The organism is Nonomuraea longispora, from assembly GCF_004348345.1.
Lineage (GTDB): Bacteria > Actinomycetota > Actinomycetes > Streptosporangiales > Streptosporangiaceae > Nonomuraea > Nonomuraea longispora.
Genome location: NZ_SMJZ01000227.1, coordinates 1 through 13,938 on the forward strand (window position 1 = coordinate 1; position 13,938 = coordinate 13,938).

16 protein-coding genes are annotated in these 13,938 nt (G+C 70.6%); 15 read left to right on the plus strand and 1 reads right to left on the minus strand.

Going from position 1 to position 13,938, the window contains the following annotated elements; translation table 11 throughout:
• The 12 genes from E1267_RS37680 to E1267_RS37735 form a co-directional block, all read left to right on the plus strand.
• Nucleotides 1–546: hypothetical protein (locus E1267_RS37680; protein WP_165960015.1), on the plus strand; the 546-nt coding region annotated here is incomplete at its 5' end.
• A 460-nt stretch (nt 547–1,006) separates the two neighbouring features.
• Nucleotides 1,007–1,786, plus strand: coding sequence for a sigma-70 RNA polymerase sigma factor region 4 domain-containing protein (locus E1267_RS37685; protein ID WP_132340090.1), 780 nt, complete (start codon nt 1,007–1,009; stop codon nt 1,784–1,786).
• A gap of 242 nt (nt 1,787–2,028) precedes the next feature.
• On the plus strand, nt 2,029–2,283 hold the full coding sequence (locus E1267_RS37690) for a hypothetical protein (protein WP_132340091.1): 255 nt from the start codon (nt 2,029–2,031) through the stop codon (nt 2,281–2,283).
• Between the two features lie 9 nt (nt 2,284–2,292).
• Nucleotides 2,293–3,162 carry a hypothetical protein gene (locus E1267_RS46905; RefSeq protein ID WP_246064504.1) on the plus strand — a complete coding sequence of 290 codons (870 nt, stop codon included), beginning with the start codon at nt 2,293–2,295 and terminating at the stop codon, nt 3,160–3,162.
• 44 nt (nt 3,163–3,206) lie between these two features.
• The gene (locus E1267_RS37700) at nt 3,207–3,884 is read left to right on the plus strand and encodes a response regulator transcription factor (protein WP_132340093.1); all 678 of its coding nucleotides are present in this window, start codon (nt 3,207–3,209) and stop codon (nt 3,882–3,884) included.
• A complete protein-coding gene (locus tag E1267_RS37705; protein WP_220449865.1) occupies nt 3,881–5,281 on the plus strand; it encodes a sensor histidine kinase in 1,401 nt (466 codons plus the stop codon). Before E1267_RS37700 ends, E1267_RS37705 begins: the two co-directional genes overlap by 4 nt.
• Before the next feature lie 24 nt (nt 5,282–5,305).
• On the plus strand, nt 5,306–5,809 hold the full coding sequence (locus tag E1267_RS37710; RefSeq protein ID WP_132340095.1) for a hypothetical protein: 504 nt from the start codon (nt 5,306–5,308) through the stop codon (nt 5,807–5,809).
• The gene (locus E1267_RS37715; RefSeq protein WP_220449866.1) at nt 5,806–6,909 is read left to right on the plus strand and encodes a peptidoglycan-binding protein; all 1,104 of its coding nucleotides are present in this window, start codon (nt 5,806–5,808) and stop codon (nt 6,907–6,909) included. The genes E1267_RS37710 and E1267_RS37715 overlap by 4 nt, the downstream gene beginning before the upstream one ends.
• Entirely contained in the window at nt 6,906–7,571 is a 666-nt protein-coding gene (locus E1267_RS37720; protein ID WP_132340097.1) for an ABC transporter ATP-binding protein, read from the plus strand. Before E1267_RS37715 ends, E1267_RS37720 begins: the two co-directional genes overlap by 4 nt.
• Nucleotides 7,568–8,764, plus strand: coding sequence for an ABC transporter permease (locus tag E1267_RS37725; RefSeq protein WP_132340099.1), 1,197 nt, complete (start codon nt 7,568–7,570; stop codon nt 8,762–8,764). Before E1267_RS37720 ends, E1267_RS37725 begins: the two co-directional genes overlap by 4 nt.
• 121 nt (nt 8,765–8,885) lie before the next feature.
• The gene (locus tag E1267_RS37730; RefSeq protein WP_132340101.1) at nt 8,886–9,512 is read left to right on the plus strand and encodes a hypothetical protein; all 627 of its coding nucleotides are present in this window, start codon (nt 8,886–8,888) and stop codon (nt 9,510–9,512) included.
• A gap of 339 nt (nt 9,513–9,851) precedes the next feature.
• Nucleotides 9,852–10,193, plus strand: coding sequence for a hypothetical protein (locus E1267_RS37735; protein ID WP_132340102.1), 342 nt, complete (start codon nt 9,852–9,854; stop codon nt 10,191–10,193).
• A 462-nt stretch (nt 10,194–10,655) separates the two neighbouring features.
• Here E1267_RS37735 and E1267_RS37745 read toward each other — a convergent pair whose 3' ends face one another.
• The gene (locus E1267_RS37745) at nt 10,656–11,069 is read right to left on the minus strand and encodes a hypothetical protein (RefSeq protein WP_132340104.1); all 414 of its coding nucleotides are present in this window, start codon (nt 11,067–11,069) and stop codon (nt 10,656–10,658) included.
• 360 nt (nt 11,070–11,429) lie between these two features.
• Between E1267_RS37745 and E1267_RS37750 the strand changes: the two genes are divergently transcribed.
• The 3 genes from E1267_RS37750 to E1267_RS37760 form a co-directional block, all read left to right on the plus strand.
• Nucleotides 11,430–12,062 carry an RraA family protein gene (locus E1267_RS37750; protein WP_281283740.1) on the plus strand — a complete coding sequence of 211 codons (633 nt, stop codon included), beginning with the start codon at nt 11,430–11,432 and terminating at the stop codon, nt 12,060–12,062.
• Nucleotides 12,059–13,231 carry a pyridoxal phosphate-dependent aminotransferase gene (locus tag E1267_RS37755; RefSeq protein ID WP_132340107.1) on the plus strand — a complete coding sequence of 391 codons (1,173 nt, stop codon included), beginning with the start codon at nt 12,059–12,061 and terminating at the stop codon, nt 13,229–13,231. The genes E1267_RS37750 and E1267_RS37755 overlap by 4 nt, the downstream gene beginning before the upstream one ends.
• 107 nt (nt 13,232–13,338) lie before the next feature.
• Nucleotides 13,339–13,938: TetR/AcrR family transcriptional regulator (locus E1267_RS37760; protein WP_132340109.1), on the plus strand; the 600-nt coding region annotated here is incomplete at its 3' end.

Sequence of the window (13,938 nt, forward strand, 5' to 3'; positions counted from 1 at the left end):
GACGCCACCATCCCGCCGAGCATTATCTGCGCTGGTCACACTGGCGACGCTGTCACCAAGCCCGCGCCCGCCGCTGCCACTATCAACGCCAGCGCAGACTCATCGATCCCTAAGTGCGGCTGGAGTACTAGCCACAATGCGCCGCACGTGATCGTATGCGGACGCGCGGGTGACCGCGTCGTCGTGATGGAGCCTCTGGGCTGGCATGGCAAGAGAAAGATCGAGCAGATCTCAGCCGATGGGGTCGAGGTCCTCAACCTGTCCGCCAACCTGAACACGCGGCTCAGCCTCCGGCGGGCGGTCGACGGTCGGGTCCTGACCGTGGTCGACAGCGGCGGCCCTCAATTAGCCGGAGGTGAGGATCCCCAAGGTCTCGACGACCAACTGGGAAACCTGCCGCTGTTCCCGCCGCATCCTTATGACGAACGGCAGGGGGCCTTCCTGGAACTCGCGTTCACGATGGCAGGGCACCGGCTGGACGTCAACTGGTTCAACACCACATTTCACCGACGCTACTTCGTCCGGAATCAACCCTCCAGTTCGTAACGTCGGTCAGTCAATCGCCGCAAATCATGTGCCCCAGCCTGTCCGGCCCGAACGCGGTCCCCAGCCAGCCATCGACCTCATCCAAGATCCCCGCCTCCCGAAGGTGAACTACCTTGGGATGGGCGCGCTCGTTAAGGATGGCGTACTGGGCGGGCTGCACAGGTAGTACGCCTGCCGGTTGGACGCAACCCCGTCTGGATCACGTCGCACCGCGCGTGGCTGCTTGGCGAGGGCTTTGCCGGCAGCGAGACGTACAGCAGCAGGTCAGGTACGGTCTGGCCAGCTTGTCGAGTACTTGAGCATGAGTTCGGGGCCTGCTCATTGCCCCTGGTCGAAGGCCCAATGGGAGCCTCCGCGGCGGTTGATGGTGTCCCCGCTGCCGCCCTTGGTGCACGGGGTTCTTCCCACCTGGTGGTCGAGACCTGGATCGACCGATCCGACCCGACCTACGGGGGACACCATGGCCATCGATCTACAAGACAGCACAGCATCGAAGACCTTCCACCGGAATGCTCTGAACGCAGCGGACAGGGCCTTTCAACTCTTGATCCTCGGTCCGAACCCGCTCTCGATAGATGGCCGCTCCATCGGGCATGGGGCGCCCACGCGTCCGATCAATCTTGGGGAGGTCAAGGCGCTGGTGCTCTCGCCCAAGGCGGACGACGATCTGAAGGACACTGTCTGGGCGCATCTCGTGCGGCGCTCGCGGCGCGACGGCCCCGCCTGGGTGATCGGGTGCGTGGGGGTGGCTATGCCGGGACTGAAGAACCTGGCCACGCGGTGCACGCAGAGCTGCTCGGCACACGTGGCAGAGGACATCGTCTCGGAGACGGTGACGTATTTCGTCGCCCAGCTCCGCCGGATCGATCTCGACCGACCGAACATCCTGCCTCGCCTGCTGCTGTGGGCGAAGAAGGGCGCGCTTCAAGTTCGGGCGCGGGAACTGGCCTCCATCGAGGTCTGCACCGACCTGCCGGAGCCCGTGGCCCTGGACAGCGAGCCGTTCATGGTGCTCGCCGAGGCCGTCCGGTGCGGTGTCATCACCCCGGACGAGGCGAAGCTGATCCACGCGACGCGCTTGGAGGGGCAGGCGCTGCGGGCGTACGCGCAGCGCCTGGGCGTGCCGGCGGATCGGCTGTACAAGCGCCGGCGGGCCGCGGAGACGCGGCTGGCGCGGGCGATCGAGGAGGGTCAAGTCTCGGTCAGCGGTGACGGGCCGGGCTCCAATATCGAGCGCTGAACCGGTGGTTCATCCATGTCAGCCGTGATCACGGCTCGGGACGGAGTTCTGGGGGCGGTTGCCCGTTCCCATCGAGTTCATCGTCCCTCGTCCTTCGAAGGAGGACACCCATCCCGGACCGTTCCGGGCCTGTGATCACGGCTGGCCGCCAGGTCAAGACCTCTCGTCCTTGGGGGTCATGTCATGAAGCCGTCTCGGCCTTGTCCGTTGTTCGTCATCCGGTTCCGGCGAAGGTGAACTGGGTGCGGCGTGGTGTCGCGTCGCGGCTGGTGTGGACCGGCGGCTGCACCGTCGCCGCCCTGACCGTGCCGGGGATCGCCGAGGCCATGACCGCGCTGGCCTCCGCCTCGCTCGACCAGGTCATCACCAACCTGCGCAACGTGGTGGTCGGGCTGCTCGTCGGGCTGGCCACGCAGTTCTTCACCATCGGCGGAGTCCGCTACATCCTGGCCGGCGGAGACCGCCCGTTCTGGTGGAGATCCTGCAGCGGATCGTGAGGGCCTGACGTGGCCGGCACTCGCCGAAGAGCGGCCGGGCTGCTCGTCCTCCTGATGGTCGGTGCCGCGCTCGCCCTGGCGCTGATCAGCGGACGCGCGCTCGCCGCCTCTCCGACAGCGACACCGACGCCCACCCCAACCGCGACGCCCTCGACCTCGGCCGCAGCGCCGGCACAGGACTGCGGGTTCATCAGCGTGGCCTGCGAGGCCCGCCAGGCGGTCAACGAGTGGTTCACACACCTCGTGGAGACGGCCTCCAAGCCGGTGTTCGAGATGCTCGGGTCGACCGTGCTGGCGACGCCAGAGCTGGACTCCCCAGCGATGGCCCGGGCCAAGCAGCTGTGGGAGATCTCCAGGACGCGCTGGTTCGACGAGCACTTCCAGCCCGAGGAGAAGCGGCGATCCTACGCCCGCGCCTCCCGCAGGCAGGCATCCAGCCCCGGCATCCCGCGACCCGGCTGGGTCAGGCCCGAGGACGTCGTCCGCCGGCGGACGTTCGGGGTCGTGCTCGACACCTCGGGTTCCATGGACGTCCGGCTGCTCGGCAAGGCGCTCGGCGCGATCGCCTCCTACGCCGCCGCCCGCGACGTGCCCCAGGCCCGGGTGGTCTTCTGCGACGCGGCCGCGTACGACGCCGGGTACCTTCCGGTCGAGGAGATCGCGGGCCGGGTCCGGGTGCGCGGCCGGGGCGGCACGGTGCTCCAGCCGGGCGTCAGGCTGCTCGAACGCGCCGGCGACTTCCCGCCCGACGGGCCCGTCCTCGTGATCACCGACGGGCAGTGCGACGTGCTGCGCATCCGCAGGGAGCACGCGTTCCTGCTGCCCCAGGGCGCCTCGCTGCCCTTCCGGGCCCGCCGGCCGGTGTTCTACCTGAAATAACGGCTTTGATCTGGCATTGAACTGACTCGGGTACACCTTTACCCATGGACCGACCCGCCAGGGTGCTCGTCGTCGACGACGAGCCGAACATCCGCGCCCTGCTGTCCCAGACGTTGCGCCTGGTGTCGTTCGAGGTCAGGACCGCTGAGACCGGCGCGGAGGCGGTCACGGCCGCCAGGGAGTTCCGGCCCGACATCATGGTGCTCGACGTGATGCTGGAGGACATCGACGGGTTCGAGGTCGCCAGGCGGCTCGGCGAGCGCGTCCCCGTGCTGTTCCTGACCGCCCGCGACCGCGTCGAGGACCGCGTCCAGGGCCTGTCGCTCGGCGCCGACGACTACGTGGCCAAGCCGTTCAGCCTGGAGGAGGTCGTGCTGCGCATCCGCGCCGTCCTGCGCCGCGGCCGGGGCCGGCCGGCGGACGACGTCCTGCGCTACGCCGACCTGGAGCTCGACCCGCAGGCCCACGAGGTGCGGCGGGCCGGCGTGCGGGTGGAGCTGTCGCCCACCGAGTTCAACCTGCTCGAATACCTGCTCACCAACGCCGGCCGGGTGGTGAGCAAGGCGCAGATCCTCGACAGCGTCTGGCGCTACGACTTCGACGGCGACTCCAGCATCGTCGAGTCGTACGTCTACTACCTGCGCAAGAAGATCGACACGTTCGAGCCGCAGCTCATCCACACCGTGCGCGGCGTCGGCTACACACTGCGGACCCCGCGGTGAGGCCGTGGACGCTGCGCGCCCGGCTGGTCATGGCCGTGCTCGCGCTCGCCACGGTCGGGCTCGTGCTGTCGAACGTGGTCGGCGTCGCCCTGCTGCGCGACAACCTGATGAGCCGCGTGGACCGGCAGGTCGAGCAGCTCGCCAAGCTCGGCGAGCGGAAGAGCTTCCAGGTGCCTTCGGCCAAGCCCGCCACGCCCGACACGCTCTCCGAGGCGCTGTCCAGGCGGATCGCCTCCTTCCAGCAGCTCATGATCTACACCCCCGACGGCAGGCTGCAGGCCGGCGTCGCCGCCCCCGGCCAGCCCGGCCCCGTCATCGACGAGCTCAGGATCGGCGTCACCTACACCGTGCCCGGCACCACGGGCGCCTCGTGGCGGATCCGCGCCGTCGAGATGCCCGCCGGCGACATCTGGGTGATCGCCCAGTCGCTCACCGAGGTCGAGCAGACCCTGACCTCGGCCGCCGCCATCGCCGTCGCCGTCAGCGTGCTGACGCTGCTCCTCATCGGCCTGGCCGCCAACGTCGTCGTACGCCTCGGCCTGCGCCCCCTGACCAGGATGGAGACCACCGCCGGGCAGATCGCCGGCGGCGACTTCGCCCGCCGCGTCCACGCCCAGGACGCCCACACCGAGCCAGGCCGCCTGGCCACCGCCATGAACGTCATGCTGGACCGCCTGGAGTCCGAGATCGCCGCGCGGACCGAGTCGGAGTCCCGCATGCGGCGCTTCCTCGCCGACGCCTCCCACGAGCTGCGCACCCCGCTCACCTCCGTACGCGGCTTCGCCGAGCTGCACCGCAGGGGCGGCGACGCCGGCGAGGCCCTGCGCAGGATCGAGGACGAGGCCGCGCGGATGGGCTTGCTCGTCAACGACCTGCTCACGCTGGCCCAGCTCGACGAGGAACGGCCGCTCGACCGCCGGCCCGTCGACCTGCTGGAGGTGGTCGCCGACACGATCCGCGACGCCCGCGTACGGGTGCCGGAACGGCAGGTCAGGCTGGCCGGCCTCGGCGAGACCCTCGTCCCCGTCTCCGTCGTCGGCGACGAGGCCCGCCTGCGCCAGGTGGCCGCCAACCTCGTCGGCAACGCGCTGTGCCACACGCCGCCCGACGCCGCCGTCACCGTCCGGGTGGGCAGGTCGGACGGCGCGGCCGTCCTGGAGGTGGCCGACACCGGCCCCGGCGTGCCGCCCGAGCACGTGCCGCGCCTGTTCGACCGCCTCTACCGGGTCAGCAGGGGCCGCTCGAGAACCGACGGCGGCGCCGGGCTCGGCCTCGCCATCGTCGCCGCCATCGTCCGCGCCCACCACGGACGCGTCGAGGTCGACACCGCGCCGGGCGAGGGCGCCACGTTCCGCGTGTTCCTACCTGGCTCCGAGGCGGCTCCCAGCCCGCGTTGAAACGCGCCAGGCACGTTGGGCGCCATGAGAAGAACAATCATGGTCATCGCGCTGGGCGTGCTCGCCACCGGATGCGGAGGCGGGCAGAGCGGCCCGGGAGTCGCCTCCGTGGCGGTGGCCTCCGCGGATCCCGCCGCGAGCGCGAGCCCCACGTCCACCGCCGACCGCCAGGAACAGGCCAGGAAGTTCGCGCAGTGCATGCGCGAGCACGACGTCCCCATGAAGGACCCCGACCCCGGCGGGGGCGGCGGACTCAGCGTGATCGACGTCGACAAGAAGAAGCTCAGGGACGCCACCGAGGCGTGCCGCGTCCACGCGCCGTTCAAGGACGGTGAGCGCTCCGACCCCGAGCAGGTGGACCGGATGCGCAAGTTCGCCGCGTGCATGCGCGAGAACGGCGTCGACATGTCCGACCCCAACCCCGACGGCACCATGAAGTTCGGCGCCGTCAAGCGCGACGATCCGGCGTTCAGGAAGGCGTTCGACGTGTGCGGCAAGGAGTTCCCCAAGCTCGGAGGGCGCAAGTGACGCAGGTCAGGGCGGACACCCGGGCCCCGCGCCCCCTGCCGCCGCGCCGCCGCGCCCCGCTGCGCGCCCTCGCCTGGAGCGGCGGCGCCGCGCTGCTGGCCGCCGCCGTCGCCGCGGCCGCGCTCGGCTTCGGCGGCGACGCCTCCGGCACGGCCGTGGCCGGCCGCACACCCCCGGCCACCGCCACGGTCACCCGTACGACGCTCACCGAGACCAGGACCGTGGACGGCACTCTCGGCTACGGCGACCCGCTCACCGTCACCGGCAAGACCCCGGGCACGATCACCTGGCTCCCCTCGGAGGGCTCCACCGTCACCAGGGGAGACGGCGTCTACAGCGTCGACGCCGACCGCCGCCCCCTCCTGTACGGCGCCATGCCCCTCTACCGCACCCTGCGGGACGGCGTCGAGGGCAAGGACGTCGAACTCCTCGAACGCAACCTCGGCAAGCTCGGCTACACCGGCTTCGACGCGGACGACACGTTCACCTGGGCCACCCGCGAGGCCGTCGAGGACTGGCAGGAGGACCTCGGCCTCGACGTCACCGGCGAGGTCCGGCCCGGCGACGTCGTGGTGGCCCGCGGCCCCCTTCGCGTCGCGAACCTGAAGAAGGCGCTCGGCGACGGCGCCACGGGCCCCGTCCTCACCGCCACCGGCACCACCCGCGAGGTCCGCGTCGACCTCGACGTGGCCGAGGAGCACCTGGTCCGCAAGGGAATGGAGGCCACCGTCGAACTCCCCGACGGCACCACCGTGGACGGCGAGGTCACCCGCGTCGGCAAGGTCGCCACCGAGACGGCCACCGGGAGCGGCACCGGCCAGGACACCGCCACCACCGTCGAGGTGACCCTCTCCGTGACCGGGCTGAAGAAGGGCTACGACTCCGCGCCCGTGGACGTCACGATCGTCGCCGACCGGCGCGCCGACGTCCTCGCCGTCCCCGTCGGCGCGCTGATCGCGCTGGCCGAGGGCGGCTACGGCGTGCAGGTCGTGGAGGGCTCGTCCACCCGCTACGTCGCCGTCGAGACCGGCCTGTTCGCCGACGGCGAGGTCGAGGTGACCGGCCTGGACGAGGGCATGACCGTGGCGGTGCCGGCATGATCGCCGAACTGCGCGACGTGTCCAAGCTGTACGGCGACGTCGCCGCCCTGCGCGGCGTGTCGCTGGCCATCGGCGAGGGCGAGCTCGTCGCCATCGCGGGCCCGTCCGGCTCGGGCAAGTCGACCATGCTCAACATGCTCGGCACCCTCGACCGCCCGTCCGGCGGCACCGTGCGGATCGCCGGGCACGACGTGCTCTCCCTCACCGACCGGCAGCTGTCCGCCCTGCGCGCGAACGTCATCGGCTTCGTCTTCCAGCAGTTCCACCTGACCCCCGGTGTGCCCGCCCTGGACAACGTGGCCGACGGCCTGCTGTACGCCGGTCCGTCACCGCGCGAACGGCGGCTGCGCGCGTACGACGCCCTGGAACGGGTGGGGCTCGCGCACAGGACCGAGCACCGCCCCCACGAGCTGTCCGGCGGCGAACGGCAGCGCGTCGCCATCGCCCGCGCGGTCGTCGGCGACCCGCGGCTGCTGCTGGCCGACGAGCCGACCGGCAACCTCGACTCCCGCTCAGGGGCCGAGGTGATGGAGCTGCTGCGCGAGCTCCACGCGGGCGGCACCACCGTGGTCGTCATCACCCACGACCGCGACATCGCCGCCGCGCTGCCCCGCAGGATCGACATGCTCGACGGCCGGATCGCCCACGGGGTGCGGACATGAACGTCCTGGTCCCCGCCCGCATGCGGCCCCGCGACATCGTCAGGACCGGCGGGGCCGGGCTGCGGTCCAGGCCGCTGCGGGTGTTCCTGTCGGCGCTCGGGATCGCCATCGGCATCGCCGCCATGCTCGGCGTCGTCGGCATCTCCGCCTCCAGCCAGGAGGACCTGAACCGGCGGCTCGAAGCGCTCGGCACCAACCTGCTCACCGTCTCGCCCGGCCAGACCCTGTTCGGCGACTCGTCCCACCTGCCGGAGGAGGCGGAGGGCATGATCGGCCAGGTCGGCCCCGTCACCGCGGTCACCGCGACCGGCACCACGCCGGCCAGGGTCTACCGCAACGACCGCGTCCCCGAAGCCGAGTCGGGCGGGCTCTCGGTCACCGCCGCCCGGCTCGACCTCCTCCGCGACGCCGGCGCCACCGTCGCCGCGGGCGCCTGGCTGAACGAGGCCACCCACCGCTACCCGGCCACCGTGCTCGGGGTGAGGGCCGCCGACCGGCTCGGCGTCGTCCGGCCGGGCCCCGACCAGCGGGTCTGGCTCGGCGGGCAGTGGTTCACCGTCGTCGGCGTGCTCGACCCCGCGCCGCTCGCGCCCGAGCTGGACACGGCCGCGCTCGTCGGCTGGCCGGTCGCGGAGGAACGCCTCGGCTTCGACGGGTACGCCACCACCGTCTACGCCCGCGCCGAGGAGGCCCACGTCGTGCAGGTGCGCGGCGTGCTCGCCGCCACCGCCAACCCGGAGCAGCCGAACGAGGTGAAGGTGTCCAGACCGTCCGACGCGCTGGCCGCCAAGCAGGCCGCCGACGCCACGCTGAACGCCCTCCTCCTCGGCCTCGGCAGCGTCGCCCTGCTGGTCGGCGGCGTGGGCGTGGCCAACACGATGGTCATCTCCGTGCTGGAACGCCGCGCCGAGATCGGCCTGCGCCGCTCGCTCGGCGCCACCCGCGGGCAGATCCGCGTCCAGTTCCTGGCCGAGTCGCTGCTGCTGTCGGCCATCGGCGGCGTCGGCGGCGTGCTCCTCGGCATCGCCGTCACCGCGGCGTACGCGGGGCTGCGGGATTGGCCGGCGATCGTGCCCGGGTGGGCCATGCTCGGCGGCGTGCTCGCCACGCTCGTCATCGGGGGCGTGGCCGGCTTCTACCCGGCGGTCCGCGCGGCCCGCATGTCACCCACCGAGGCGCTCGCCACCTCCTGACGCGACCACCACCACGCGGCTCGGCGTCGCTGATGTCCAGCCGACATGACGCCCTACTCCTCCGAGTACGAGGGCTGCGCTGGAGGCGGCCAGGGAACTGGATGACCCGGAGATCGCCGCCATGCTGCTGCGGCCGTTCGCGCTGGAGCGGCTGGTCTCTCCTCATGGTCCGGCATTCGCGGCCCTGGCGGCGCACTACGGCGACATCTGGATCGACGGCCTGCTGCGCGACTGGTCGGAGGGCCGGCGGCCCGGCTCCTACGGCCTCGCCCAGGCACCGTTGGAGTGGTTCGAGGATCTCCCACTGCTGTGTGCCACGCTCTCGGCGGAGGGTGGCTCATCCACCGCGGCCGCCCGCCGCGTCGTCGAACTGTCGTGGACGATGTTCGCGGGCCAGGTCGCTCCAGCACTCGACGGGCCGCTCACCTCCCGGCGGGAAGCATGGCTGATCTCCTTGGGGGCGCCATGCTCCGGGATCGTCGCGGCCGCGGCGGGTCTGGGATCGACGGGCGTTCTGGACAACGCCCACAAGCTCGCGCGGACAGCCGGTGATCGGGCGCACGTGCTGGCGATGGCGACGCTGCGCGCCGCCGGAACGCGCCGAGCGGGCTTCGACCAGGCGGCAAGGCCGACCGTACACCCTGGTCCTGACCAGGCAGAAGCCCTTGCCGAACGGGAGCATCTCGCCCGCGCGCGCCACGAAGCGGATCTGGCCTGGCTATCTGACGAGTGGAAGGTCTCCACCTGAGCCACGACGGACACCGTCAGGCCACGTGAATGTGGTGTACGGGAATGGGAATGGTGGCAGGCCATGTGCAACTGGTGGTGCTCAGTCCGCCATCGGCGATCATCACACCCAGATCGGACAACACCTGGCCCCGATCGTGTGCCACCTGGCGGCCCCGCACCCGCAACGCTGACGTCAGTTCGCTGGTCAGGCCGCTTCTGAACGCCGGCATCCGCAGCGCCGCCGTACCGACGTGAGAGACCACGCCAACGCCGAAACCGCCCCTGATGTGGCGGTCCGTCCCAAGATCACGTTAGTGTGCGGGAGGTCCGTACAGCCGTCATGGGAGTCACTCCGTTCATGTCATATGTCGAACCCCTGCGCCCGGAAGCTTCCCAGGCCCGTTTCCGCCTGAAACCACGCTTCCCGGTCATCTCCACCGTGGCCGCCGCGTGCCTGGCAGCGGGCGCCATCGTCGGGAACACCTCTACGACGGCGTATCTTGACCTGCCCACCATGGCGGCCCACCCCAGCAAGGCGGTCAAGAAGAGCGCCAAGGCCGCCTCGTTCACCCTCGCCTACGTACGGGTCGCCGGCAAGTCCAGGATCAACCAAGAGGGTGTCACCTGTTACACGGGCCCGGTGAGCTTCGGCGTGGGATTGGAGGCCACCGAGATGGGAGCCCGGTTCTCCTACAGGTGACTCGTCGACGGCAAGGTCGTCGAGAAGGGCTCCAGAAGTCTGCCGTCCTACAGCCGGAGCGACTACTTCGGCTCCAAGAAGCAGGTCACCATGGGCCTGGGCACCTCGCACAAGGTCGTCTTCCAGCTCACGTCACCGGGGCGGCGGTCCAAGTCGTCCTCGTGGGTCATGTGTTGATGCGGTAGCACGGTCGGTTCGTGGTGTTCATCGGCCGAGCGCGTGGCAGATGGCCTGGACGTAGGCGGCGGAGCGGGAAGAGCCCAGGATGTCGGCGCCCATGTTGTTCATGACGTAGGTGATCGTCACGCCCCGGTCGAGATCCATGATCGCCCTCGATCCGCCCCAGCCGCCCCAGAACGCGATGCGGCCGCCCGGCAACCACGGTCAGGCCGGCGGGCCGGGTCCGCTGTTGTTGTTCCCGTCGGCGGCAGCCCTTGGCCATGTATGACAAAACTGGAATCCTCAGGCTGTCACCACACTTGAATCTTCTGGATAGACATTCGCCTCGATGATTACAGCGGATTCCGTGGTGGCGAACTTCATGTCAAGCGATTCCAGCATGCCCTGATGGCGTGCCAGACGGTCAGCACTGAACGAACTCAGCGCTAGGTGCGCTCCACGGCGAGCAGATTCCACGAACACCGTCCATGGCTGCTTCTTGCCGGCTGTCACCCACCCGCGCTGCTGGAGGAGGCTGGCGGCCTTGTCGACCGCCTCCTCCACTCGCGCGCTTCCAACATCCATGACCAACGTATTCGTTACGACGACACCATCGTCATAACCGACCTCGTCACTGGCCCCTGCTTGGACCACGCCTATACCGCGTACGTCGCTGAGAGCAGCAGGACTCGCCCGATACACCACATCGGACTTCATACCGCATCCGAGCGCCAGGAAAGCTGCACTCGCGATTACAGCACCGAGTTTCCACATATGACTTCTCCAACCACAACGCTCCAACCTCATCTCCGCTCATGACGTCGGGGACGCGCTCCGGGGGTGAGCAGGTGGCAGGCCGCCGGATGGCCGGCCGTACGTCCGAACGGAGGTCTTCGGACGGCCGTGCGGACGACGGGCAGGGGATCGATAGTGCCGGGCGCGTCGCCGCCGAGCGCGCCCGATGGCCGCGGCGGCATTGTAGGTCGACACCGCAGGGGCTACGATCGCTCTAACTGATAAATCTATCTCATTTGAGATTGGAGAATCGTCTTGTTCATTGCTGCGGCGACGGACAGCGTGTCCATCGCTCCGAGCTGGGATCGCGTGGTGGCGGAGGTGACTCACCGCCTGGGGGAGGTGCCGGCCGCCAATGTCGGCGACGCGCTGCAGCGGATGACCGTCATGGACGGCGGCATCCGGCTGGTCACCGAGCGCGCCACGCTGGTCGGAAACGCCCTCACCGTGGACGTGCGGTCGGGTGACAACCTCGCCATCCACCGGGCGCTCGACGAAGCCCGGCCGGGCGACGTCCTGGTCGTCAACGGGCACGGAGACCTGACCCGTGCGCTGGTCGGCGACCTCATCGGCGAGATCATGGTGAACGCCGGGGTGAACGGCGCGGTGGTCGACGGCGCCGTACGCGACGTCCGGGCGCTGTCGGCGATGGGCTTGACCGTCTACGCACGGGCGGTCACCCCCGCGGGACCTTTCAAGGACGGCCCCGGGGCCATCGGTGTACCGGTGGCGGTCGGCGGCGTGGTGGTGGCGGCCGGTGACGTGCTCGTCGGCGACGCCGACGGCGTCGTCGTCATCCCCCGCCACCGCGTGCGGGAGGTCGTGGACGCGGTCTCCGGGATCGTCGAGAAGGAGGAGGCGCTGCGGCGGCGCATCCTCGCCGCGCGCGCCGGCCAGTCGGCGGTGACCCGATGACCGGCCCGACGACCGGCCCGACGACCGGCCTGCCGCCCGCCTCCCGGATCGGGGACCTGCGCCGCCAGTCACTGCGCCCGGCCCTGACCCCGGCCCCGCCGGGCGCCGTCTCCCTCGCCATGGGCGAGCCGGACTTCCCGACACCGCCGCCGGTGATCGAGGCCGCCGCGGCCGCCCTGCGTGCGGGACACACCCACTACGCCGACCAGAAGGGCCTGCCGGAGTTGCGCGCCGCGCTCGCCTCGCGATTGCCCGCGCACCGCGCCCGGAACTGGACCGCCGACGACATTCTGATCACCCACGGCGCCACCGCCGCGCTGGCGGCCGTCGTACTCGCGATGATCGGCCCCGGCGACCGCGTGGTCATCCCCGAGCCCGCCTACTCGCTCTACGCCGACCTGGTCGTGCTGGCCGGGGGTAGCGTGGACTTCGTTCCGCTCGCCCGGGACCTGCACTGGGACCTCGACGCCTTGGCCGCGGCCCTCCCTGGGGCCGCGATGATGATCTTCTCGAATCCCGCGAACCCGACCGGTATCGTCCACCGCGAGCAGGAGCTCAAGGCTCTCGGGGACCTCCTCGACGGCTCAGGCGTCCTGGTCGTCAGCGATGAGGCGTACCACCGGCTGGTCTACCCGGGGCATGTGCTGACCTCGGCGCTGGAGGTCGAGTCGCTGCGCGACCGCACGGTGTACGTACAGACGTTCTCCAAGACGTACGCGATGACCGGCTGGCGGGTCGGGTACCTGACCGGGCCGCGCGAGGTGGTGGACGCGGCCGCCCACGTGCACCGGACCCACAACGGCTCGTTGAACACGGCGGTCCAGCACGCGGCCCTCGCCGCACTAGAACTGCCGGGCAGCCTCGTGGATGCCATGGCCGAAAGGTACCGGCAGCGTCGCGAGCTCGTGGTCGCGCATCTGTCCGGCGTTCCCGGCCTGCACCTGGTCCCGCCGGAGGGAGCGTTCTACGGGTTCCTCCGCTACGACGCGGACCGGCCCTCCGAGGTGGTCGCCCGCGAGCTCGCCGAGCGGAAGGTAATGGTTCGGGCCGGGGCCGAGTACGGTCCCTCGGGCGAGGGCCACGTCCGGATCTCGTTCGCGGCCTCGGAGGACGATCTGCGGACCGGGCTGACCCGCATCGTCCGCCACCTCGGCGGCGGACGATGCTGACGAGACCGGGCGGGCGACGCCTCGTGCCGCACAGGTCCTGGCGACCGGACGTGAGTCGCTCACAAGGGATATCCTTCGCCTGCACGTGGATGTGGGTGGAGTAGCCCGTGACCGGCCGGCAGGGCGCCCGACGTGGGGAGGACAAGCTGCGTAGTGACACCCGCCGCAACCGCCGGCGCCTTCTCGAGGCCGTCGGCGAGCTTGCCCGGGAAGCGCCCGACCAGCTCACCATGCATGCCGTCGCGTCCCGTGCGGAGATCGGCCCGGCCACCGCCTACCGCTACTACTCCACGGTGGACGACGTGCTCGCCGCCTACGTGCTCAGCGTGGTCGAAGAGCTCCGCGATTTCAGCGCGGCGTCGACGGCGGAAGGGCAACCGCTGTTCGATTCCGTCGTGGACAAGTGGATGGACCTGCTCGACGAGTACGGCCCGGCGTTGGTGCAGATCCGATCCCGGCAGGGTTACCTGAAGCGGCTGCACAACGGGAACGAGATCATCGTCGCCATGCGGGATGCCTGGGCGAGGCCGGTGCGGGGGCTGCTCGACGACCTCGGTCTTCCCGACGAGATGCTCGAGTACGCCCTGTTTCTCAACAACATCATGTACGACCCGCGGGAGATCCAGGACCTGTTGCGCGAGACGGGCCTGTCCCGGCGGGAGATCGTCATTCGGCTGGCCGAGGCCTACCGTGGCGCCTTGCGCGGG

Coding starts and splice junctions, on each gene's coding strand:
- E1267_RS37685 (WP_132340090.1), top strand. CDS start 1,007: ATGGCCATCGATCTACAAGACAGCACAGCATCGAAGACCTTCCACCGG.
- E1267_RS37700 (WP_132340093.1), top strand. CDS start 3,207: ATGGACCGACCCGCCAGGGTGCTCGTCGTCGACGACGAGCCGAACATC.
- E1267_RS37710 (WP_132340095.1), top strand. CDS start 5,306: ATGAGAAGAACAATCATGGTCATCGCGCTGGGCGTGCTCGCCACCGGA.
- E1267_RS37720 (WP_132340097.1), top strand. CDS start 6,906: ATGATCGCCGAACTGCGCGACGTGTCCAAGCTGTACGGCGACGTCGCC.
- E1267_RS37725 (WP_132340099.1), top strand. CDS start 7,568: ATGAACGTCCTGGTCCCCGCCCGCATGCGGCCCCGCGACATCGTCAGG.
- E1267_RS37730 (WP_132340101.1), top strand. CDS start 8,886: ATGCTGCTGCGGCCGTTCGCGCTGGAGCGGCTGGTCTCTCCTCATGGT.
- E1267_RS37735 (WP_132340102.1), top strand. CDS start 9,852: ATGTCATATGTCGAACCCCTGCGCCCGGAAGCTTCCCAGGCCCGTTTC.
- E1267_RS37745 (WP_132340104.1), bottom strand. CDS start 11,069: ATGAAGTCCGATGTGGTGTATCGGGCGAGTCCTGCTGCTCTCAGCGAC.
- E1267_RS37755 (WP_132340107.1), top strand. CDS start 12,059: ATGACCGGCCCGACGACCGGCCCGACGACCGGCCTGCCGCCCGCCTCC.